The organism is Mesotoga sp. HF07.pep.5.2.highcov, assembly GCF_003666285.1.
GTDB classification, from domain to species: domain Bacteria; phylum Thermotogota; class Thermotogae; order Petrotogales; family Kosmotogaceae; genus Mesotoga; species Mesotoga prima.
In genome coordinates, this window is the sequence record NZ_JFHJ01000669.1 from 1 (window position 1) to 21,791 (window position 21,791).

21 protein-coding genes and 1 riboswitch are annotated in these 21,791 nt (G+C 44.6%); of the genes, 8 read left to right on the forward strand and 13 right to left on the reverse strand.

Features of this window, described 5'->3' with window-relative positions:
* The 6 genes from BG32_RS14200 to BG32_RS14225 all read left to right on the forward strand — a co-directional run.
* Positions 1–1,188 (forward strand): ABC transporter permease (locus BG32_RS14200; RefSeq protein ID WP_121527020.1); only part of this gene is annotated, 1,188 nt, incomplete at its 5' end.
* A gap of 12 nt (positions 1,189–1,200) precedes the next feature.
* Positions 1,201–2,322, forward strand: coding sequence for a PP2C family protein-serine/threonine phosphatase (locus BG32_RS14205; RefSeq protein ID WP_099772825.1), 1,122 nt, complete (start codon positions 1,201–1,203; stop codon positions 2,320–2,322).
* 48 nt (positions 2,323–2,370) lie between these two features.
* The gene (locus tag BG32_RS14210; RefSeq protein ID WP_014731577.1) at positions 2,371–2,715 is read left to right on the forward strand and encodes an STAS domain-containing protein; all 345 of its coding nucleotides are present in this window, start codon (positions 2,371–2,373) and stop codon (positions 2,713–2,715) included.
* A 4-nt stretch (positions 2,716–2,719) separates the two neighbouring features.
* Entirely contained in the window at positions 2,720–3,121 is a 402-nt protein-coding gene (locus tag BG32_RS14215) for an ATP-binding protein (RefSeq protein ID WP_014731578.1), read from the forward strand.
* A gap of 201 nt (positions 3,122–3,322) precedes the next feature.
* Positions 3,323–5,041: an ABC-F family ATP-binding cassette domain-containing protein gene (locus BG32_RS14220; RefSeq protein ID WP_259459773.1), complete on the forward strand. Its 1,719-nt coding sequence runs from the start codon at positions 3,323–3,325 to the stop codon at positions 5,039–5,041.
* Positions 5,042–5,346: 305 nt separating this feature from the next.
* Positions 5,347–6,525: an MFS transporter gene (locus BG32_RS14225; protein WP_041928472.1), complete on the forward strand. Its 1,179-nt coding sequence runs from the start codon at positions 5,347–5,349 to the stop codon at positions 6,523–6,525.
* Positions 6,526–6,598: 73 nt separating this feature from the next.
* Here the strand turns inward: BG32_RS14225 and BG32_RS14230 are convergent, their stop codons facing one another.
* Genes BG32_RS14230 through BG32_RS14250 form a run of 5 tightly spaced genes read right to left on the reverse strand, consistent with a single transcriptional unit; the run spans position 6,599 to position 11,782 of the window.
* The gene (locus tag BG32_RS14230; RefSeq protein ID WP_099772827.1) at positions 6,599–7,558 is read right to left on the reverse strand and encodes an ABC transporter ATP-binding protein; all 960 of its coding nucleotides are present in this window, start codon (positions 7,556–7,558) and stop codon (positions 6,599–6,601) included.
* Positions 7,555–8,535 carry an ABC transporter ATP-binding protein gene (locus BG32_RS14235; protein ID WP_014731583.1) on the reverse strand — a complete coding sequence of 327 codons (981 nt, stop codon included), beginning with the start codon at positions 8,533–8,535 and terminating at the stop codon, positions 7,555–7,557. Before BG32_RS14235 ends, BG32_RS14230 begins: the two co-directional genes overlap by 4 nt.
* Positions 8,536–8,541: 6 nt before the next feature.
* Positions 8,542–9,345: an ABC transporter permease gene (locus BG32_RS14240; RefSeq protein ID WP_006487704.1), complete on the reverse strand. Its 804-nt coding sequence runs from the start codon at positions 9,343–9,345 to the stop codon at positions 8,542–8,544.
* A gap of 1 nt (position 9,346) precedes the next feature.
* On the reverse strand, positions 9,347–10,297 hold the full coding sequence (locus BG32_RS14245) for an ABC transporter permease (protein WP_014731584.1): 951 nt from the start codon (positions 10,295–10,297) through the stop codon (positions 9,347–9,349).
* A 15-nt stretch (positions 10,298–10,312) separates the two neighbouring features.
* Positions 10,313–11,782, reverse strand: coding sequence for an ABC transporter substrate-binding protein (locus tag BG32_RS14250; RefSeq protein WP_014731585.1), 1,470 nt, complete (start codon positions 11,780–11,782; stop codon positions 10,313–10,315).
* A 463-nt stretch (positions 11,783–12,245) separates the two neighbouring features.
* On the opposite strand from BG32_RS14250, the gene BG32_RS14255 reads away from it, so the two are divergent.
* On the forward strand, positions 12,246–13,334 hold the full coding sequence (locus BG32_RS14255) for a serine hydrolase (RefSeq protein WP_014731586.1): 1,089 nt from the start codon (positions 12,246–12,248) through the stop codon (positions 13,332–13,334).
* 116 nt (positions 13,335–13,450) lie between these two features.
* Here BG32_RS14255 and BG32_RS16870 read toward each other — a convergent pair whose 3' ends face one another.
* The 3 genes from BG32_RS16870 to BG32_RS14265 form a co-directional block, all read right to left on the reverse strand.
* Positions 13,451–14,239, reverse strand: coding sequence for a hypothetical protein (locus tag BG32_RS16870; protein ID WP_259459774.1), 789 nt, complete (start codon positions 14,237–14,239; stop codon positions 13,451–13,453).
* A 242-nt stretch (positions 14,240–14,481) separates the two neighbouring features.
* Entirely contained in the window at positions 14,482–14,694 is a 213-nt protein-coding gene (locus BG32_RS16875) for a hypothetical protein (RefSeq protein WP_259459775.1), read from the reverse strand.
* A 39-nt stretch (positions 14,695–14,733) separates the two neighbouring features.
* A complete protein-coding gene (locus BG32_RS14265) occupies positions 14,734–15,123 on the reverse strand; it encodes a hypothetical protein (protein WP_006487699.1) in 390 nt (129 codons plus the stop codon).
* A gap of 810 nt (positions 15,124–15,933) precedes the next feature.
* On the opposite strand from BG32_RS14265, the gene BG32_RS14270 reads away from it, so the two are divergent.
* A complete protein-coding gene (locus BG32_RS14270; RefSeq protein ID WP_014731588.1) occupies positions 15,934–16,404 on the forward strand; it encodes a YbaK/EbsC family protein in 471 nt (156 codons plus the stop codon).
* Here BG32_RS14270 and BG32_RS14275 read toward each other — a convergent pair.
* From BG32_RS14275 to rlmB, 5 genes are all read right to left on the reverse strand, one after another.
* Positions 16,395–17,174, reverse strand: coding sequence for an ABC transporter ATP-binding protein (locus BG32_RS14275; RefSeq protein ID WP_014731589.1), 780 nt, complete (start codon positions 17,172–17,174; stop codon positions 16,395–16,397). The two genes, BG32_RS14270 and BG32_RS14275, sit on opposite strands and share 10 nt — an antisense overlap.
* A complete protein-coding gene (locus BG32_RS14280; protein ID WP_014731590.1) occupies positions 17,167–18,159 on the reverse strand; it encodes an iron ABC transporter permease in 993 nt (330 codons plus the stop codon). The genes BG32_RS14275 and BG32_RS14280 overlap by 8 nt, the downstream gene beginning before the upstream one ends.
* Positions 18,156–19,073, reverse strand: coding sequence for an ABC transporter substrate-binding protein (locus BG32_RS14285; RefSeq protein WP_014731591.1), 918 nt, complete (start codon positions 19,071–19,073; stop codon positions 18,156–18,158). Before BG32_RS14285 ends, BG32_RS14280 begins: the two co-directional genes overlap by 4 nt.
* A 19-nt stretch (positions 19,074–19,092) precedes the next feature.
* Positions 19,093–19,274, reverse strand: a riboswitch (cobalamin riboswitch).
* Positions 19,257–21,053 carry a DNA mismatch repair endonuclease MutL gene (gene mutL / locus BG32_RS14290; RefSeq protein ID WP_014731592.1) on the reverse strand — a complete coding sequence of 599 codons (1,797 nt, stop codon included), beginning with the start codon at positions 21,051–21,053 and terminating at the stop codon, positions 19,257–19,259. It overlaps the preceding riboswitch by 18 nt.
* Positions 21,054–21,060: 7 nt before the next feature.
* Positions 21,061–21,780 carry a 23S rRNA (guanosine(2251)-2'-O)-methyltransferase RlmB gene (rlmB, locus tag BG32_RS14295; protein WP_236609153.1) on the reverse strand — a complete coding sequence of 240 codons (720 nt, stop codon included), beginning with the start codon at positions 21,778–21,780 and terminating at the stop codon, positions 21,061–21,063.
* Positions 21,781–21,791: the final 11 nt, after the last annotated feature.

A 21,791-nucleotide genomic window follows, 5' to 3' on the forward strand; every position in this document is an offset into this window, starting at 1 on the left:
AGAACAGGCCTCACTATTGCCATGTTTGCCGTTGTCATTTTTGTTATTACCCTGATTTCGATAATTCCCTACTCTATGGAACAGATGCTCGTCAAAAGCAGAGATGCAATCTTTGCTGGCTTTGATGTTGGAGCTTTTTCTTTTACTGGTGAAAGTGCAATTACCTTAACTGAACTGAAATCTCAGCTGGAAGTCAGGGAGATTTCGACGGTGTCGGGGATAAACGTTGCGCTGAGAAGAGACGGAAGATATGATGTGGAGCAAGTCTTTGCGCTTGACGATAATTTCATTGACTATAACAGGATGACGGAACTCGATTTCGTTGAAGGGCTTGGGATCTCAGACGTGAAAGACTTGTGGAATTATCTGAGAGACAATTCCGGCACTGTTATAGTTTCAAACAGTGTTTTGCCGGATGTTCGACCAGGGGATGTGCTTGAACTAAGAAGGATAGCAGATCAAAGCGATACCGGAAACGGTGCCGCTGCTTTCACGCAGAAAAAGCTATCTTCAGAGATGATTGATTCAGGCCCTATTTATCTTGAAGTGATAGCAACGATCCCGGAAAACACCATCTCCTTCCTTAATGGACTGCTCATTTACATAGGGAATACTCCTGCGGAGTTGACAGGCAGCAGTGCCGCGAGACATTTCCTTTTCAACCTTTCAGGAGACACCGAGGTAGAGAAAAAGGCAAACTTCGATTCGCTTCAGGATAAGATATCATCTAGAAGTCCTTTTCTTCTATACGTAGATGACATAATGAACCTGACCTCAACAATGTTGCAAGGGACAATAAGCATTCTAAGGTCTTTTCTGTACTTCGGAATGCTTGTCGGCATAGTTGGTATAGCGATCATTATGTTCAAAGCTCTTCATGAAAGGAAGAGGATTATCGGCATGCTCAAAGCAATTGGTTTCACCAAAGCAATGGTGTTTTCTTCTTTCTTACTTGAGACATCGTTTATCGCGATCATTGGAATTCTCCTTGGGATGGTGACCGGTACGCTTACAAGCGTTGAAATCTTTGCCTCTCCTTTAATGGAGGGCATGAAGCTTTACATTCCCTGGGATCAGCTTATCTCAATGGCGTTAATATTCTACATTGCCTCTCTTGTTTCGACCATTATTCCCAGCTATTCTGCTTCTAAAATTGCACCTGCAGAAGCTTTGCGATACTTTGAATAGGAAGTGATCCGGGTGAGTAGGATACTCGTGGTGGATGATGACTTGTCGGTTAGAGTTCTGTTGAAATCGATTCTTTCGAGAGACAACCATGACGTTGTAGAAAGTGCGGATGGCAGGTCGGCATTCTCATCGCTGGCTGTGCAGAAGCCGGATATAGTACTTCTTGACCTAATGTTGCCTGATTATAATGGACTTGATATTCTGGCTCAGCTCAAAGAAAGTGAAGAGCTAGAGCCTATACCCGTTATTGTTCTTACGGGCTCTTCCGACAGAGAAAGCAAGCTCACTGCTCTGAGTTCAGGTGCCGTAGATTTCATTTCAAAGCCCTTTCTCCCCGAAGAGGTTCTACTTAGGGTAAATACTCATCTGAAGCTTCATGATCTTATCAGATCTTTGAGAGTGGCGGTAGATAATCTAGAAAGCGATGTCATAGCAGCCGGTAAAATTCAAAATGCTCTTGTTCCAAAAAGCAATCCTCAAGGACTCTCTGTTGAATGGATATATGAACCTTCTTACAGGGTTGGTGGGGATATCTTCGATATATTCAAGCTGGATGAAAATCGGTACTTTGTTTATCTCGCCGACATGTCAGGACACGGCGTAAATGCGGCAATGCTATCGGTGATGGTACACAGGTTCATTGAAGATTTCAGGGCCAGTATCTATGATGGTGAGTTCGATTTGAGAAGTTTTATGAAGGAGCTGGATAGAAACTTTATTTTTGAGAGGTTCAACCTTTTCTTCACAATTGTTTCCGCAATAGTGGACTTTAAGGAAGGCTTCGTTCTGCTTTCAAATGCGGGACATCCGACTCCTTTGATGCAAAGAGAGGGATCTGTACAGTTTCTTGAAGGGAAGAGAGAAGCTCTTGTCGGAATAAATATGATTCACGGAGATGTTTCTAAGGTGCCTTTCCGTAGCGGTGATCGCTTGTTATTGTATACCGATGGGCTGATCGAAGTAATGAACGAAAAAGGTGAAATGTATGGCGAGGAAAGACTTAGAAATCTTATGAAGAGCAGTTCAGATATCGATATAAGGAGTACCGCTTTGCACTTGAAATCCTCTTATGAGAGTTTCAAGGGGAGTACACTTGCGGAAGACGATATTACGGCCTTACTGATACAGTTCTAGTTCGGTAAGCTGTTGCCGAAAAGTCTAGGATGAGGAGCTGAGTGAAGAATGTTCGAATTCAAGAAGGCTAACGATGAGATTGGAGTGATTTCCCTTGTTAAGAGGGCAAGAATTACGGGGGAAATGTCGGCAAATTTCAGAAAATGGCAAGAGACTGTTGATCTGAAAAGTTGCTCAACAGTTATTGTGGACGGCAACAACATCGAGTTCATTGATTCCATGGGAATTGCAGCTCTGATAAGCATTTACAAGACGGTTTCCGCAAAAGGAAGTGATTTGATTCTGGTGAATCTTTCTGAAGAGATAAAGAAACTACTGAATACATTGCGACTTGACAGGCTCTTCATCATTAAGAACTGCAGCGTTGTAGAGGCCATCAAGGATTTGTGTTGAAATAATGGCCGAAGAGAACTACAGTTTCACGGTCGAACCCGAGCTGTATAAGATTGATGCTTTTTCTGCAAAAGTGTCCGAGATAGTCAGAAGAACTAAAGGAAATGAAACAGGATTCAGGGCAGGGCTGATAGTAATAGAAGCGTGCTCGAATATCGTTAAGCACGGTGAACTCAAGGAAGATGATCTTATTTCGGTAAACCTTGAAGTTGGAGAAGAAGAAGTGACTATCACCATCGAAGATGCCTCCACAGAGTTCAATCCTCTTAAGGTAGACGATCCAAATCTTGAGAACATAGAACTTCTGCAAAAAGGTGGAATGGGCGTTTATTTGATAAAGAGGTTTTCAAAGAGGGTTGATTATCGTTACGAGAACGGGAAAAACCTTTTGAAGATCATTATCTAGTACTGCCAGTACAGAGGCTGTTTGACTAAGTTGGTTTTGATATGATATAAATAAAAGATCATAGAACAGCAGGTGCCGAAATGAAGAAAAAGCTTCTCTGAACTGCGTAATTCAATACTTTCTCATACGACTCATCGATCAACAACTACATAAGTGATCCCTAGTTTTTTGTAGTTTATTGCTGCCAAGCCTTTACTGGAGGTGATCGAATTGCTTCAGATAAAAGACCTTTCCATTTCGTTCGATGGTTTTGAAGTATTAAGAAAAGTGAATCTGGATCTTGCCGCAGGGGAGACTCTCGCCTTGACGGGAGCGAATGGAACTGGTAAGACAAGTCTCCTGAGAGCAGTTGCCGGCGAGATAACCCCTTTGGAAGGAGAGATTTTACTTCAAAAGGATATTGCCCCATTTTTCGTTCATCAGGAGTGTGACACTTTCTCCGGCACGGTGAAGGAGTATCTTTTCGGCGCGAAACCAGAAATCTCCAGGATTTACACCGAACTGTGTCGCTCTTCAGATCCAATTGTTTACGCAGAACTAATAAATGCTTTTAACGATGCCGGAGGCTTTGAGTTGGAAGCCTCGATTTCCTCTACAATAAATAAATTTGGAATAGGCATCGATGATCTAGACTTTCCGTATAGGAATCTATCTCATGGATTTAAAAGGATACTTTCCGTAATCAGAGGAGCTCTCTCCGGCTCCAAACTTCTTTTGCTGGATGAGCCGACAAATCATCTTGACATCGAAATGACTTTGAAGCTCGAAGAGATAGTAAGTTCTCTTAGTGAAAGTGGTGTGGGAATAATTGTTGTAAGCCACGATAGAACTTTCATTGATCGGGTCGCCCATAAAACAGTCTATTTGAAGCGGGGAATAGCAATATCCATAAGCGGCGGTTATTCCGAGATGCTGGCCTTCTTAGAAAAGGATTTTCTTTCGAGAAAAAAGAAGTGCGTAGAAATAGACAAGAAAATCCGTCAGCTTGAACTCGATGTGGCCAGGAGGAAAAGCTGGTCTGATTCAAGAGAGGCTTCAAAAAGACTTTCGTCGGATAAGGGGCATGAAGGTCACATGGCGGCTAAACTTGCAAAGCGCGCACTTGTTGTCCGGAAAAGGAAGGAGAGATTAGTCCAACAACTAGAACAGGAAAAACCATTCGTCGAGAAACCTATAACCATCAAGATTCCCCAGTACGAAGTGCCTAATAGAAAAATGCTTAATGCCGAGAGGATATCATTCTCATACGGAAAGAAAAACATCTTTAGGGAAGTCTCGTTAAACGTCGATACTAATGAGAGAATAGGGCTAATCGGTCCCAACGGTTCAGGAAAGACAACTCTCATGAGATGTCTTGTAGGTATTCTGAAGCCGGTAAATGGCAGAATTTACAGAAACGACAGTGTCGATTGGGTATTTATTCCACAGGATATGACGCGCCACTTCAAAAAGAAAACTCCCTTTGAAGAGATCTCCGATGTCGGGCTGGATGAACAGACAACCAGAAGCCATCTGGCAAATATCGGATTCAGGGGCGACAGAGCACTGGCAAATGCTGAATTGATAAGCTGCGGAGAACGCATGAGGCTTGCCATATTGAAAGCCATCCTTTCACGAGTAGAATTTATCTTCATGGATGAACCGACGAATCATCTAGATATTGAATCTCTTGAAATGCTCGACAAACTTCTGAATGATTTTCCAGGAGGGTTCCTCTTCATTAGTCATGATCGGCAGTTCATTGCGGAACATGGTGAAAAGATCTTTACCATTGAAGACGATGGATTGAAGAGTCTTGATTACACTAAAGATATCGACATCGATTCTTTTACTGAAACAAAGCGAAATCTTACCGATTCTTATGAACAATCGATAACTAGAAGAAAGAGTGGGGATAGCTGGTCTGAGTTTCTACAGTAAGGTGGAGTTCTGATAAGAACTTAAGATGCCATGTAGTAAACGTAATTCACTTTGACCGTTCGTATTGCTTTGGCTGCACCTTATTACCATTCTTTTGTTGTATAATGATTTTGATCCAAAAAGGAGGAGCAACCCACATGCTAGAAATCATACAGGTGTATTTTATGGTTATGTCGGGCGGATTTTCAAGATCTGTGGGTGAATGCTACCTCGTTGAGCCTGTATCCATCTAGAACTGTTAAGCTTAGACAATGGCCGTGACGAGTGTCACGGCTTTTTTTTGGAGGGCAATTTCTTTGAAGACAATGACAGAACTCATGGAAAGCAACATAAAGAAAAACTACGTATTCTCCTTTCTTATGAATTTCAGGTTATCAAATGGCCTCTGGATGATATACATGGCCTCCAGAGGAATGAGTTTGACGCAGATCGGCTTCCTTGAAGGAATATTCCACGTGACCTCTTTGATGATGGAGGTCCCTACCGGGTCTGTAGCAGACTTGTTCGGAAGAAAACTCAGCAGAAGTATCGGGAGGTGTCTCTCTCTTGTGAGTATTCTGGTGTTGATCGGTGCGACAAGCTTCTTTCATTTCACCATTTTCATGGTACTCGCTGCACTTTCGTATAACCTGGAATCGGGTTCTGGAGAGGCTCTTGTATATGATTCTCTCAAATATCTGAAAGCAGAAAACAATTTTATATCGGTGCTTGGAAGGCAGGAGGCAATATTTCAAGTGTCTTCAGTTGTGGCGCTTCTGATCGGCGGGTTCCTGGGAACGTACAGTTATCACTATGCATTTTGGGCTTCCTCCGGGATCATCGCATTTTCGGTGGTCTATTCTCTTTCGTTCACAGAACCACCAATCCTTGAATCGGTGGGCCGTAATTCAAAAACTTTCCGGGGCTTCTTGAAGCAGATTGTTGACAGCTTCTCACTAATCGCCAGAGATAGAAAGGTTGCATTTCTTATCTTTTTTGTTCAGACTATACTGGCATTCAGCGCCTGCATATTCTTTTACATTCAGAATTACTGGAAAGGACTTGGCCGCACGGAGTTTCAGATTGGCATATACCTCGCGGCCGGGTCGTTTCTAGCGGGATTAGTGGCCATGAAGGTTCAGAGGCTATCTCACCTGCTGAAGGAGAAGAAAGTCCTAATCATACTGCCTCTTATTTCCGTCGCATCTATGTGGGGTGTGGCGCTTTGTTCAAACAAGTTACCTTTCTTCATGGTTGTAGCAATGATTGAAGCTATGTTGTTTGTAGCGGGTAACGACTACATAAATAAGCTGATTCCATCCAGGAGCAGGGCAACGATAATATCCTTTGCAAGTATGATGTATAGCTTAGTAATGATAATCTTCTTCCCCATCTTCGGAAGAATCGCTGACACAATCTCGTTTGGAGTTGCTTTTGTCTCACTGGCTGTAATGGCAAGCTGTCTTTATGTGCTTAGTATGTATCTACTCAAGAAGATCGGATGAAAGAGTTGATTCGTGCTCGAAGCGATGCCGGTCAAAAACCGCCTCGTGTTCCAATATCAAGAGAGTGGAATGCTCAGTAAAGGTGACAGCTTACGAAATGATCTTTCGAAACCTCAATTATTTTGGGTTTGACTCTCGAGCAAATCTCCATTCTTTTGAAACATCGGGGATGAAAAAAACACCCAGATGGCGGATTCATAGGACTTGGAGCGTCACCTTCGAGAATTATTTTTTCAGTCTTCCGATAAGAGCCGCCGGGTATTGCCGAAAGAAGAGACTGTGTATAGGGATGGAGGGGCGATCTGTACAATTCTTCGGATTCGGAAAGCTCAACGATTTCTCCGAGGTACATAACGGCTATTCTGTTGCAGAAATAGTGCACGACGTTCAGGTCATGCGAAATGAAGAGATAAGTTAGAGAAAGCCTATCCTGAAGTTCGTTCATAAGGTTAAGTATCTGTGCCTGAATGGAGACATCTAAAGAAGACACTGGTTCGTCGGCGATGATGACTTCCGGATCGAGTATGAGCGCGTTTAAGATACCTATACGCTGTTTCTGACCTCCGGAAAGCTCATGAGGAAATCGACCTAGAAGGTCTTTGTCTAATCCTACGAGTTCAAGACTATCAACAACTAGATTTCTGATTTGTTTTTTCGCCATACCCATTGCTCTTAGTGGTTCAGACAGTATCCATTCAACCGTTCCTCTGGGGTTAAGAGAGCCTGAAGTGTCCTGAAAAACAAGCTGTACCTTCTTTCTGAACTCTCGAAGACTGTTTGCATCCATTGAATTGACTTCTTCGCCTTTGAACAATACCTTCCCTGCCGTGGGCTTCAGAAGTCCCACTATGCTATATCCTGCCGTTGATTTACCGCAACCCGATTCACCGACGATGCCGAAGGACTCTCCTCTAGAGATACTGAAGGAAATTCCATTAAGCGCTTTTATAGAGCCCGGCCTCCGTAACAAGCTGGTTCTTCTCAAGCGAAAATGCTTCGTGAGATCCTGAATCTCGAGAATTCTCTCCTTCAAAGTTTGCCTCCGGCTAAAAAACATCGCACCTCGTGATCGGAATCGATTTCTTTCAGATCGGGGAACTCCTTCCTGCATCTCTCGAATGAGTAATCACATCTTGGTTCAAAAGGACAACCTTGAGTTAAATCGGCAATGGATGGAACTCTGCCTCTAATATCAAAAAGCTCTTTCCCCTTAGATTCAAGTTTTGGTAGAGCTTTTATCAAGCCCAAAGTATAAGGATGGCCTGGATTCGTGAAAAGTGCCTCTGTAGAAGCTCTCTCAACGATGTGACCTGCATACATTACATAGACCTTAGAACATATTTCCCGAATGACTCCAAGATTGTGCGAGATAAAAATAATAGAGCAGTTGCTTTCACGGTTTATCTTTCTCAGAAGTTCCAGTATCTGTGCCTGAACTGTGACGTCCAGAGCGGTCGTCGGTTCATCTGCGATAATCAGATCGGGATTACACACGATGGCAATAGCAATGGCTATTCTCTGTCTCATCCCACCGGAGAGTTCGTGAGGGTACTTGCCGTATGTTCTTTCTGGATCTGGAAGACCGATACCTTTCATGATCTCAAGAACCCTTGAGAATCGCTCTGCTTTGTCGAGAGAAGTGTGCATCATGAGATTCTCGTCGATTTGTCTTCCTACTTTCATAAGGGGATTTAGAGAGGAGAGGGAGTCCTGAAAAATCATTGATATATCTCTTCCGCGTGTTCCCCTCGCTTCGTCTTCCGTGAGTGAAAGAAGATCGATGCCGGAGAAATTTATGCTTCCAGTAGCGAATGAATTATCGGGTAAAAGGCGCATTATTGACAATGCCGTTACTGTCTTTCCACAGCCGGATTCTCCGACTATCCCAACGATTTCTCTCTTTTTTACTTCAAGAGATATTCCTTTCACAGCGTGAAGAAGCCCTTCTGGAGTCTTGAATCCAATTTTGAGATCTTTGATTTCTAGTAAGGGCTCGTTTTCACAGTTCATTCTCTTTCACCTATTCTCTCTAATGTCTCTGATCCCATCTCCTAGGAAGTTGAATCCCAGCACAAGAAGCGTGATAAAGATTCCGGGTGCTATCGCGTACCAGGGGCTGACGGTTATGAAGACCTGAGACTCACTCAGCATTCTTCCCCAGCTGGGATTGGGCGGCTGAATTCCAAGTCCAAGATAACTCAGCGCCGCTTCGGCGAGAACTGCGTTTGCAAATCCCATTGAAGCAGCAACGACTATTGGGGAAAGCACATTTGGCAGTATGTGTCTGAACATTATCCGCAAATTCGAGATGCCCTTTATCTTTGCATTCTTGACGTAATCCAGCTCTTTGTGTTGAACGAAACCGCTTCTTGTGATTCTGGCAAACGAAGGAATTGACATTATCCCTATTGCAATAATCGTATTTCTCAAGCCTACTCCAAAAACGGATACAAACATCAGTGCAAGAAGGATACTTGGGAAAGCCATCATAGCGTCGACGATTCTCATTATTATCTCGTCGACTATTCCTCCAAAGTAACCAGAGATTGCGCCGATAAGTACGCCAAAAACACTGCCAATCGATACCGCGACTAGTCCCACAAAGAAGGCTGTCTGGGATCCTTTCATTATTCTGCTGAGCACATCTCTTCCAAAGTTGTCTGTGCCCAGGAGGTGACGCGCTGAAGGAGGTTCAAATCGTTCAAGTCTATTGATCTCTGTTACAGGAAATGGAGTATAGAATAGACTGACTACCATCATCAGCATCAGAATGGAAATCAGCACTGTCCCAATCCATAGATTGATCCTCCTTTTGTTCATGTTAGTCCCTCTGACCCAATCTGATTCTTGGGTCGATAACTGTGTATATGACGTCGATAAAGAAGTTAATAATAACGACTATGAAAGCAATGTACAAAACCATTCCCTGCACCAGAGGGAGATCCCTGGTCGTGATGGCGTTTATCAGAAGTCTTCCGACGCCGGGAAGCGTGAAAACCTGTTCAATGACGATTGATCCGCCTAAAATGTTTGCCGTTATCATTCCAAGTACAGTGATAATAGGAATCAGGGCATTCTTGAGTACATGTCTCAATAACACTGAATTCAGGTTCATCCCTTTCGACATTGCGAGCCGTACATAATCGTTCTTCATCTGATCCATTACGGAGTTTCTTGTGTATCTTATGACTGATGCAATCGATGGAAGCGCTATGGCGATGGCTGGTAGGATAAGTGACTTGAACGCTCCATAAGCATCCTCGCTCCAAGGAACATATCCTCCAGGTGATACCCAGCGAAGGAGAATTCCAAATATATAGATCAAAATAATCCCACTCCAGAAAGATGGAATTGCCATCCCAATCTGTGAGATTAGTGTGATCATAACTCCTGGTAGCCTTTCACCATATTTTGCGCTAACTATGCCAAGAGGAATGCCTATTAGGATAATCAGGGCCAAAGCCATCACTGCGAGAGAAATAGTTACGGGCAATCTGTCGAGGATTAATTCCGATACAGGAACGGAGTATCTCATTGAGATTCCAAGATCACCCGTGAAAAGCCCTTTCAACCACCTGGACAGCCTTATCCCTAATGGATCATCCAAACCTAGTTCTGCTGACAAGGCTTCATACTGGGATTCTTGAGCATCCACACCAAGTCTTGACAACGCAGGATTGCCCGGAATGATCTCAAATGTAACAAAGGTTATCAGCAAAACCAGAAGCACCGTTAAAATCATGGCAAAGAGCTTCTTTAAATAAACAAACACAAATGCCTCTCCTTGTCAGCGATAATAGAGAGTCGACATGTCTTGCACGTAGAGAGGATAGACCGTGTATCCGTGCAAATTGGGAGCTAGAGCAACGATAAAGTTGGGATCCATGATGTAAACTGCGGCGGCATCTTCTGTAAGAATCTCTTGAGCTCTTTTGAACATAGATGCTTTTTCTTCGACGGCAGTCTTTTCAATAGCCAGACTAATTATACGGTCGTATTCACTGTCGGAATAGTTGTAGAAATTTCTCGGATAGTCGGAAACATATCGCCTCAATATTTCGTAAGCACTCAATTTGCCAGTAAGACCGATTATTGTCATTTCGTACTCTCTTGCTGTGTAGACTCTGTCCAGCCAAACACTCCACTCGACAAGCTCGATCTCCGCCCTTACACCCACTCTCTTAAGCTGTTCCGCAATTACCTGGGCAGTATCTATATGAAACTGATAGTTGGAAGGCACAGTAATCTTTGTGTCAAATCCATCTGGATATCCAGCTTCTGAGAGAAGAGCTTTTGCTTTCTCGACACTCGGTTCGTAGTAGTCCTCAAGACCTTCTCTGTAATACGCGCTCATTATCGGCGACATGTTTGAGCCGAGCTTTGTCCCGTAACCGCCGGCCACGATTTCTATAATCTCCTCCTTGTCCACAGCATGGTTTATCGCTCTCCTGACTCTAATGTCGTCGAAAGGGCTGACCGCATGGTTCATTGCCATCAACTGAACCATATTCTGTTCGGCAGTTAATAGATTGTATCGATCTCCTAGTGCCATTGCCTGAATAGCATCGAGTCTCGGAAGTATCTGAACCTCTCCTGCCAGGAAACTCATTATTGCTGCCTGATTGTCGGGAATTATTCTAAATTCAACTTCCTCGACTTTTGGCAGCTCAGGATTCCAATATTCCTCAAACTTTTCGATAACTAGCCTCTGACCCGGTCTATATTCTACGAACCTAAAAGGACCTGTTCCCACAGGATTCTTCTCATGGTTTTCGTTACTTTCCGGAATAATTGCCACTATGAACTTCTCGAGAAAGTCAGTGTTGAGTGTACTGAGTTTGACCCTGACAGTCTTGTCATCTACCGCTTCAATCTTCGAAACAAACTTCTCAAAATCGGGAGAAAGTCCTCTTTCGCCGTTAGAGCCTTTGAGCCGGTTCAAAGAGTACAAAACATCGTCTACCGTAACCTCTGATCCGTTATGAAACTTCACTCCGCTCCTGAGATTGAAAGTGTAGACCATACCGTCTTCAGAAATACTGTAGCTTTCGGCTATGGCAGGTATTACGGTACCATTAGGGTTGGGCTTGAGAAGACCCTCGAACACGTTAAACATCATTTCGTAGGTTCCCGAAGCCGCCGCCCTGTGTGGATCGAGAAAATCGGGATCCTGCATCACCGCAACCACTATTCTCTGTGAAAGCAAGGCAGTAACGGCAACAATCAACAACATCAACATTAAGCCAATTCTTCTCACTTCATTCCTCCCCAAACGAACCCATCAGTGCATCATTCAATCCGGGCGTAATATACAGTAAAGCAGCATCGATTGATATTTTAAACATTATGAGTGGAAAAACCTAACTCTGGCTTTGTTGAGAAATATTCCGGGATAATTTGCAAATCTTCCGTTTCATCAATAGTCTATCGCAGATTACGTTGCTTTATGCGAAGATTCTTGTAGTTCTTATCCAGCTCATCAATCTTCATTGTGTGTTCGTAGGTAGTTCTAGGTATTTAGGTCGCCGAGACGGCTTCTTCAGAACTACATGTGTTGATTTCAAACTTCGGAAAAACCAGAGTACGAATGTCCAAAGAAACTGTGAAAAAGCCGGACGCTACCATCTTAGTAAAATCTCCCGATAACTCTATATGAGATGGTTTGTCATAGGTTATTATGTAGTTATACTCGATACTTTTCTTATTGCGGGAGGTGCTCGTTGATAAGGAAAATAGCTACATTAGCAGTAATCGTCGTGATGTCTTCTGTATCTCTGGTTTCCAATCCCATAAATGATGTGATAAATAGAATTATCGACTTTGAGGGTTTTTGGGGGGCCATTCTTGTCTCCAGGGGAGACGTTATCCTTCATGCAGGCGGCTATGGCATGGCCGATATCGAGAGAACTATCCCCAATACTCCAGAGAAGAAGTTCAGAATTGCCTCTATAAAAAAGCAGTTCACTGCGGCGGCGATTCTGAGGCTATGCGAAGATGGTCTTATGTCTCTTTCAGATCCGGTTGGGAAGTTCATACCTGAGTTTCAAAACGGCGACATCATTTCGATCGAACAAATGCTTAATCATTCTTCTGGAATCCCCACAATGATTAACACGCAAGAACTCCGTGAGGAAATCAGGAAATTTGAAGTGGGAAGAACTCTTCAAGAGGCCGAAATCGCCTACATCTCCTCTCTGCCTTTGAGGTTTGAACCTGGAAGCAGCTTTCTCTACAGCAACAGCGCCTATTTCCTTCTCAGTGTCATAGTAGAAAGGGCAAGCGGGAAGCGCTATGATGAATATCTGAGAACGAGCTTCTTCGAACCACTGGGAATGAACAACACCGGTTACGACTACAATGAATACGATAGCGGATGGGGTCTTCCTTACTACTGTGATTCCTATGTTATAGATCTCTCTAGCGTAAGACCTGCTGACTGGGTCGATAGAAGGCTTCCCGGAGGAGCCGGGGGGTTATACTCCACTGTGTATGATCTGTATCTGTGGGACCGAGCGCTTTCCGCCGGCGAAGTGCTTTCAGAAAGCTTTTTAAGACTAATGCAGAGTCCATCAAACGAACTCTTTGAGGCAGGCTATGGAGTCTTCATCGGTAACGAGCTTATAGATGGCGAGTACAGAAGAGTTGTTTATCACGACGGAGACACGAAGGGTACCTCGACTAGAATAAATAGGTATGTCGATGACGACATCTTTGTGGTGGTGCTGAGCAACATCGAGGGAAAGGATTTCACCGCTCTCGCGCACGAACTGGCGAAAGCCGTTATAGTGAACGATATGGGAAGTAATTGATTCGGCGGGTTGAGCGTTTTTTGTCGGAAGTTCTAAATGGAAAGAACCGCTCTCATTCATTTGAAGAGCGGTTCTCTGCCTTATCGGAAGACTCGATTTGCTAACGGGGTTAATCTTCAATCGGTTTTGTACAGAGCTTCTACAGTCTTTCTTATGTCGGAGTAATTGAGCATCAACTTTCCGTTCTGCGGCCGGTCAGTGTCGAGGCTCGCCTCGTCGACCCAGTAGCTGTCTAGTTCGGCGATAACGCCCTTCGAGTCGACGATGAAAACCCTCTCCTCGCCTGGGAAGCCGTAGAAATCGACCAGGGCTTTTTCGTCTCTCAAATAGATATTTTCCAGCAGCGCCGCTTCCGGCTCGACTTGCTCCTTTCCTGTGAGTACCCATAGAACCTTCAGATCTGTGTACCTTTGGGCGAGATCGATGATTCCGTCCAATCTGAACCTTTCGAAAGCGCTCAGAGAAATGCAGTCGCAATCGGAGTATACCGGTTCGACGACTGTCGCAGGCGTGACTTTGCTGAGGACGATCAGGCTGGGGGATCCCTCAAAAAAGGCCGCATTAACAATTGGATCCGTCTGGAGAACTCCGGGAATCGGAAGAGCATCTCCCTTGAGAAATCTCGGTTTCTCCGTCGGAGCGTACCCGGTCTCCTCGAAGGAAACCTTTTTCCCGTCTTTGGAAACTTCGCCAAGTCTGTATGCCTTGCCGTTCAAAGAGAAGACTTCCCCATGCAGGAAGATCTCGTAAGAGTCGTGGATTAGAGCAATTTCGCCGTCGCCGTCCGTATCGACTCCGAAGTAAACCTGGCCGGTAGAGTAAAAACCTTTGGGGTCGAGCGTGAAGAGTTTGAGCTTTCTCGGGCCGTCTTCGGCCCAGACTAACCCCTCCATGTGCTCATACAAACAGTATCGGAACTCCAACTCGCCAGTCAACCCCGTCTTTCTGGCTAACAGTTTGACAGATCTTGATTCCCAATAACCCTCGAGTTCATAAAAGGTTTTGACTCTGGTAATCCACTCGTAGGTCGTAGTGTCTTGGTGGGTCTCCTTGAAGTCCGGTGCGATCGTTGGGTCGTCAAGCACATTGCTGTTGTTGTTTGCGTCGATCCACAGGAGGGGGATCTCTCCGGGTATGAGCGCGAATACTATCGCTTGGCGCCGAGCTCGAGAAGGCCGTACTTCAATCCTTTTATAGATGGAGCTTCCAGAGTGTCAGGTTTTGATTCGCTGAGCGGGACGAGCGTCATTTCGTTTCCGGCCATCCATGGAATCTGTTGAGTCAAGTAGCCTGTAAGGCCGGCGGCAAAGGTAGTGACGAAACACAGAGAAAGTATTAGAAAAAGCATTGTCCTTTTCATAAAATCACCTCCAGTTATCTGTGACATTTCGGAGAAACTTTATGAGTCCGAACAGGCACATGATGACTCATAAGTGAAGCAAGAGCCTTCGTAAGGCCCGGTGTTTATGAAACAACCCACCGAACCTTCAACCTCTCCGATGCCGGAAAACTCACCGCTGGAACTGCAGGACTGAACGATGAAATAAACGACGTAACAATCTAGATAGAGATGCAATGTTACGGCCAGTGGATTTCCGTTGCCATCGAAGTTCGCCGCTCTGCCCGTTAGTACGCAGTCGTATCCCTGATCGCCCCGGAAACAGCTTCCGTAGCATCTTATGATATAACAACCCGGAAGTTCGACACGCGTCTGTTTTGTTTGCTCCAGACCGTTTGCGAAAGAGACTGATAGAAGGCAGAGCAGAAGTAGAACTACCGTAAGTCTCATAATACCACCTCCAATGATTGAATTTGGATAGGGCACATGAGTATGTACACCAATAGTTTACCACAATACCGTATTGTAAATTAAAGGCAATACGGAATCTCTATAAATACATTTCATTATATTGGTGAAGTACTGCCAACAAAGCGATGAAGGCGATCGGGAGACCAAGCTTTTCCGCTCGAGGCGGTTGGAAAGGTTCAGCAGGTTCTGATTTTTTTGGCGCGCGGATTTCTGTATGACGGCATTGGTTCTGCGAAGAGGCTGGATTGTCGCAGTGAAGAAGATTGACGGTTCGTGAAATTCTAGGTTGTGGCTGGCTGTCAAAAAACTCTGTAGAAACACGCACGTTGTTAATCTGATTGCATTCTGATCGAGAGAGTGACCCGGTCTTTAATGAAGAGAGTGAAAATAAATTTAAGAAAGCTATCGCTTGGCGACTGTTCATGAGAATGTGATCGATTATGCATCCATATGCCCGTCTTTGATGTCCAAAATTACGAAAACGGCTTGCGATTGGTCCGAATCGGAAGGCAGCAGAAAACTTTGAATGTTTCCTTTATTCAGGGGAAAGCTTTTTCCTCAAAGATTTTCCATTTCTACTTTTGTAATAGATGCCGTAATGCATCATAATTAAATCTACTTAAGAGAGAGTTGATGCATCAAAATAAAATCTACTCGAAGTCGACATGAAGGAGATTAAGAACACGTCCCTTTGAGTTAGATTTTGACTTCATTATCTGCATATCGGATGCTCGATTTGACTCTCAAACTCGTGGTATCATAATTCAATTGCTTTCCCGGAGGTGTACGATGATTCCAGAGAAGGTAATGGCCATACTGAAGGCCAACGACCTAGAGTTTTACGAGTTTCCTGAAGGGACGACACCCACTGCCATCACGGCTGCGCAGATGTTGAAGGTGAAAGTCGGTCAGATAGCAAAGTCGATCCTCTTCATTTGCAAAAGTGGAAGAGCTTATCTTGTGGTCTGCCCGGGTGATCGGAAGGTGTCGCTTTCGAAGCTCAAGAAAATCGCCGGTGAAAAACCGAGACTCGCAGATGAGACCACAACACTTCAGTTAACAGGCTTTTCTCCCGGAAGTGTTTGCCCCTTCGGACTTCAGGATATCAATATTATCGTTGATCTTAATCTACGGGAATATGATGTCGTGTTCCCTGCCGCGGGGACTTCGGGTTCTGCAGTTGAGACGAGCTTCGAAGAGCTTGTAAGGATAACTGGAGCCAAGGTAGCCGATGTCAGCAATCCCATGTCTCAATCGTAGAATACTACCAGTGGCAGCCCGCTGATCGGGTTTTCCATGATTCTTGATTTGAGGCCGTAAACCAAACTAATAATTTCCGGAGTAACGATATCCCATACCTTGCCTGAAGCAATTACTCTTCCATTATTGATGAATAGAAGCCTGTCTGAAATTTCTACCGCCTGATTTATATCGTGAAAGATCGCTATTGCACTTAGTCCTTTTGCGCGGACGAGATCGGTCGCGATTTTTCCGACTCTTCTTGCGTGGCCAGGGTCTAGGTGAGTTGTGAACTCGTCCATAAGAAGTATCTTCCCTTCCTGGGCAAGAGCCTTTGCAATTATTACACGCTGTTTCTCACCTCCGCTGAGCGTACTGAAGGGACGATCCTTGAATTCATATACTTCCGTAAGCCTCATCGATTCCTCAATGATCCTGTAATCTTCATTTGTCATGTTTCCCAGTCCGTTCAAATGTGGATTTCTTCCAAAGGAAACAATAGTCTCAACTTTCAGATCAAATGATGGTTCAAAGCTCTGTGGAATGTAAGATACTATTCTTGCCAGTTTTTTTGTCGAGAGGCCCCGAAGGTTATCGCCCATCACACTAATTTTGCCGCTCCAGTTCTTTCGAATTCCGCAGATTACGCTCATGAGGGTTGATTTACCGCTTCCATTAGGTCCCAGAACTCCAAGTACTTCACCATTCTTTAGGTGGAGATCGATTCCTCTCAAGACCTCCTCTTTGCCGTAGCTGAAATGGAGTCCCTCTATTTGTATAGGTTCAACCATCTTTAGCCACTTCCTTGCTTCTCAACAAGAAGATGAATACGGGCGCTCCCACAAGCGCTGTAACTGCACCTATAGGAAGCTCTGTTGGTTGAAACAGTGTTCTTGCAAAAGCATCGCAAATCACCAAGAACAGCCCTCCAAGCAGCGCAGTTGCAGGAAGGTTCAATTTGCTGTCCGCCCCAAAAGCAAGTCTTATCATATGCGGAATGACTAGACCTACGAAACCTATCAACCCTGCAGTTGAAACGGCGACGGCGGATACTATAGAAACCGTGAAAAAGACGAGAAACTTGAGTAATTCAGGACGGACACCGACGGTAATTGCGTGTTCTTCACCAGCCGCCATAATTACCATTTTCCTGTGGATTACCGCAAATATTCCATACTGGGCAAAAATGACAGGAGTTAATTTGAAGACGTCATTCCATGTAGCTCCAGACAGCGAACCCAGGGACCAGAAATGTAGAGTTATTACGTTTCGCCACGCAAAAACGACGAGAAATGTTACTGCTGCATTAAAGAGAAAAGAGACTATTACCCCGGATAGGACGAGTGTTGTAATCGGAATCCTTCCTCCCCTTCTGGAGATCGTGTAAGTCAGGAAAGATGAAAACAGGGCGAATGCAAAAGCAAGCGTGTTCATATTGAGGTCTAATCTGCTCACTTCCCGCAAGAATAGAGAAAGAACAGCTCCAAAAGAAGCCCCTGCAGATATACCGATAATGTAAGGATCTGCCAAAGGATTTTTAAGGGTTAACTGAAGACCGTTTCCACCCACTGCCAGTCCCGAACCGATTAGGAATGCCACCAATAACCTTGGAAGCCTTAGATTCAGATAGATACTGGAGGCAGTTCCCGAAGAATTACCGATGAGTATCTCGAAGATTTCGCCGAGGGAATAGCTTATCGTGCCGAAACTCGAAAACCACAGCATCCCTAGAATGGATGCTGTGGAAAGCAGTACGAATAATACAGTTCGTTTCAAAAGAAGAACTCCTTTAGCGTTTTAACTAAGTTGACAAAATTGGGGTTTGCATAAGCTGTAAGTCCGTCATAAAGGGGATAAACTCTATCGTTCTTCACAGCTGGCAGTTCTTCAAAGGGCTTGTATGAGACAATCATATTGACAGCTTCTTCCTGCCCACCTTCGTAATAGTATGGAACCAGTATTATCTCGGGCTGAGAATTCAGCACAAACTCTGGGCTTACTGGAAACCACCCGTTGTTTCCACTGTATGGAGCGGCGACGTTCGCACCGCCTGCGAATGCGATTGCTTGATTCACAAAGGAACCTGTCCCGCATGTCCATATATCGCTAACCTCCCCGGCTATCATTATGTAAATTACTCTGGGTTTCTCATCTTGAGATAGCTTATGAGAGTCTTTTGCGATTGCGAGAACCTCTTCTCTGAAGTCATCGGCGGAGGTCTTGCCTCTCTCGGGAACGCCAAAAATATTCCCAACAACCACGAGATTTCTGTAGATGTCCTCGAAGGAGTTTGGATTCATCACGTATGTATTGACCCCGATATTCTCCAGTTTCTCAACTTCTGCCTCCTGAAACCCTCCCGAAATCATCACAAGATCAGGACTGAGTGAGACTATCTTCTCCAGGTTTAAGGGAACCAGATTGCCGATCTTTTCTACTTCGTTCGAAAGCGCAAATGGATCCCAGTCGGTTACTCCTACGATTCTGGATGAAAGGTCAAGAACCTCAAGATACTTCGTTATCGCGGGAGAAGCGACAACCACTCTTTCGGGAGGTTCATTGATCGTTACGAGTCTTCCAAGATCATCCACAATGTCGATCGCAGCTGACAAAGCAGCAAACAGTACAACCAAACCAACTGTTAAAGCTCTTTTCAAAACACTCACCTCTTTTGCAAGGAATTTCACCACCCCTCTACCTCGGAAGGATGGTGATATCTGAGCTTCACTCAGGTCTCCTGACTTGCGGATCAACCTAATGTCTGCGCCTTCCCGGTTACCCAGTGGCACTCGCAGAGTTCGTACCGCTCACAGTGGCGGGACCGTACCGGATTCACACCGGTTTCCCTTGATATGAAGCTATGTTTTTCAGAGTTACCTGGAGAAATACCTGTCCAGATCCTCCAGTCTTATTACCATGGAGATTGGTCTTCCATGGGGACAAACAAGAAGATTCTTTCTTCTCAGCTCTTCGAAGAGCTCCTCCGCTTGTCCTATGTCAAGTCTGTTTCCGGTCCTTATTGCAGCCTTGCATGCAATCGATGCCAGGAGATTATCGAAAACCGTTTTCGGATCCTCAAGACCTTCAAGCCTCATTTCGTCGAGAATCTCCTCTAGCACATCGACTACGCCTTCTACTCCCATGACCTGAGGGATAGAGACCATTATGATTTTATCATTGACGAAATCGAAAGTGAACCCAAGTTTCTTCAGCGTTTCCTCTCTTGCGATAACCAGATCCATTCTTGACCTCTCGAGATTCAGTTCAAGAGGCATTAGAAGATTTTGCGGGGCGATTCTCTTGCTTTCTTTGAGGGTCTCGAAAATGATCCGCTCATGAGCGGCATGCTGATCGATCAACAAGAGACCGTCCTCGGATTCCGCAATCAAATACCTTTCTCCGAATACGCCAATAAAACTGACTTTTCCTTCCCCACTTTTTTCCTTTTCCGGTGAACCTTCACGCTCTCCACCAAGAGCAAATGATCTGAAATGGTGACGATCAATTCTGGACTGCGTGTAGGTGTCGCTAGCATTGTTATCGAAGACTTTTTGGTTCCTCCATGGGTGTTTGAAGCCGTGATTACTTACTTCGTGATCCTGATAAATCTCTGAGACATCTTTCCGTTCCTCCGAACTTCCGGTTATGTTCTCTTCGCTATGGACTATATTGATTGTGAAATGACCGGCACCTTTGATGGCCGACCGCACTGCTCTCTTCACCTCATCCAGAACGGCTGCAGTAGAAGCAAACTTAACTTCGAGTTTCTGTGGATGGATGTTAACATCGACTTCCTGAGGGTCAATATCAATAAAAAGAACTGCAAAAGGAAAATTACCTTTTTGAAGGGTTTCGCCATAACCTCTTTCCAGTGCATAATTCAGTTCGAATTGTCTCACATATCTTCTGTTCACAAAGATGTTTTCACCCATTCTGTTTTTTCTCGTGCGGCTAGGGAGTGTAACGTAACCATTGACCTTGATTTCGCCTGAATCACCTGATACGGGAATTAGATCCCTCGTAGAGATCCCCGGATAGATGAGAGCGATCCTATCCTGAAGAGATCCGGCTCCTCTTGTGTCGAATACCGTTTGAGAATCACGGGAATACACAAAATCGACATTTTCGAAAGCTAAAATAAATCTCTGGATCATCTCAGTTACCATACGACCTTCAATTGAGGCGGACTTCAAGAACTTCCTTCTGGCGGGTGTGTTGTAAAGCAGATCAAAGACCTCCACGAAAGTGCCATTTGAGCCGCTTAGGGGTTTCTGCCCAGTGACACTTCCTCCTGCGATTTCCAGGATCGTCCCAAGTTCTTCTGAATCTGCTGCGGTCGAAAGACGCATGCGTGAAACTGAAGCAATTGTCGAGAGAGCTTCGCCTCTAAAGCCAAACGTAATGAGCGAGTCAAGATCCTCTATCGAGGAGATCTTACTCGTAGTATGGGGTTTTATTGCAAGTTTCGCTTCCTGGTTAGTCATCCCACTACCGTTGTCTCTAACCATTATGTATTCCTTACCACCGGATCTTATTTCGATTTCAACTAATGATGCTCCTGCATCTATACTGTTTTCTACAAGCTCCTTTACAACAGAAAAACAACCCGTTACCACTTCTCCCGCCGCGATCTTTCTCACAACATCTGTCGGGAGCTCGTGTATTCTCATAAAAAGCTCACTCTCCTCCCAGGGCAAGCTGGCGACGCCTGTCAAAGAGAATAATTGCGGCCGAGGCGGCTACATTAAGGGAGTCCACTGTATCTTCCATAGGTATCGAAATGAGACGGTCACTTCTTTCCTTTACCAGTCGCCTTACACCCTTCCCTTCATTCCCGAACACAATAGCAGACTTTTCAGAGTATTCGTTTTCATAATAAGGGATTCCTTCCATATCTGAAGCATAAATCCAGAACCCTTTCTCCTTCAGAATCTCTTCGAACTGTGCCATATTTATTATCTTTATTATCGGAATTTTAAAAGCAAGACCGGCAGAGACTTTCACAACCGACGGGGTTATTTCCGCGGAGTTACTCGAGGTAATTGCGATAGCATCCGCCCCAACTGCCACTGAAGTCCTAATTATTGCACCAAGATTATGCGGATCCTGAATCTGGTCAAGAAGTACAATCGTAGCTGTCCTTTGCTCTTCAATTGCTCGGAGGAGCTCTTCGGAGTCAGAGTAAGGAAACTGTTTAAGATCAATCACGACGCCTTGATGCTTCTTCTCTCTACAGAGATTGGCAAGCTTTTCTGGTGCCATCTCTTCAATTCTGAATCCCCTTGCCTTTGATTCCTCAGCCAGTTCAAGAAGTTGCGAGTCGACATTTTTCTGATTAGTGAAAACTATGCGCTTTACGTTCAGAGCTGAAGAGTCGACTGTGAGAAGCTCTCTCAATACATTTCTTC

What these genes read in the sequence shown, in the direction of transcription:
- BG32_RS14210 (WP_014731577.1), top strand. Translation starts at nt 2,371, where the DNA reads ATGTTCGAATTCAAGAAGGCTAACGATGAGATTGGAGTGATTTCCCTT.
- BG32_RS14215 (WP_014731578.1), top strand. Translation starts at nt 2,720, where the DNA reads ATGGCCGAAGAGAACTACAGTTTCACGGTCGAACCCGAGCTGTATAAG.
- BG32_RS14225 (WP_041928472.1), top strand. Translation starts at nt 5,347, where the DNA reads ATGACAGAACTCATGGAAAGCAACATAAAGAAAAACTACGTATTCTCC.
- BG32_RS14235 (WP_014731583.1), bottom strand. Translation starts at nt 8,535, where the DNA reads ATGAACTGTGAAAACGAGCCCTTACTAGAAATCAAAGATCTCAAAATT.
- BG32_RS14240 (WP_006487704.1), bottom strand. Translation starts at nt 9,345, where the DNA reads ATGAACAAAAGGAGGATCAATCTATGGATTGGGACAGTGCTGATTTCC.
- BG32_RS16875 (WP_259459775.1), bottom strand. Translation starts at nt 14,694, where the DNA reads ATGAAAAGGACAATGCTTTTTCTAATACTTTCTCTGTGTTTCGTCACT.
- BG32_RS14265 (WP_006487699.1), bottom strand. Translation starts at nt 15,123, where the DNA reads ATGAGACTTACGGTAGTTCTACTTCTGCTCTGCCTTCTATCAGTCTCT.
- BG32_RS14270 (WP_014731588.1), top strand. Translation starts at nt 15,934, where the DNA reads ATGATTCCAGAGAAGGTAATGGCCATACTGAAGGCCAACGACCTAGAG.
- BG32_RS14275 (WP_014731589.1), bottom strand. Translation starts at nt 17,174, where the DNA reads ATGGTTGAACCTATACAAATAGAGGGACTCCATTTCAGCTACGGCAAA.
- mutL (WP_014731592.1), bottom strand. Translation starts at nt 21,053, where the DNA reads ATGAGAATACACGAGCTCCCGACAGATGTTGTGAGAAAGATCGCGGCG.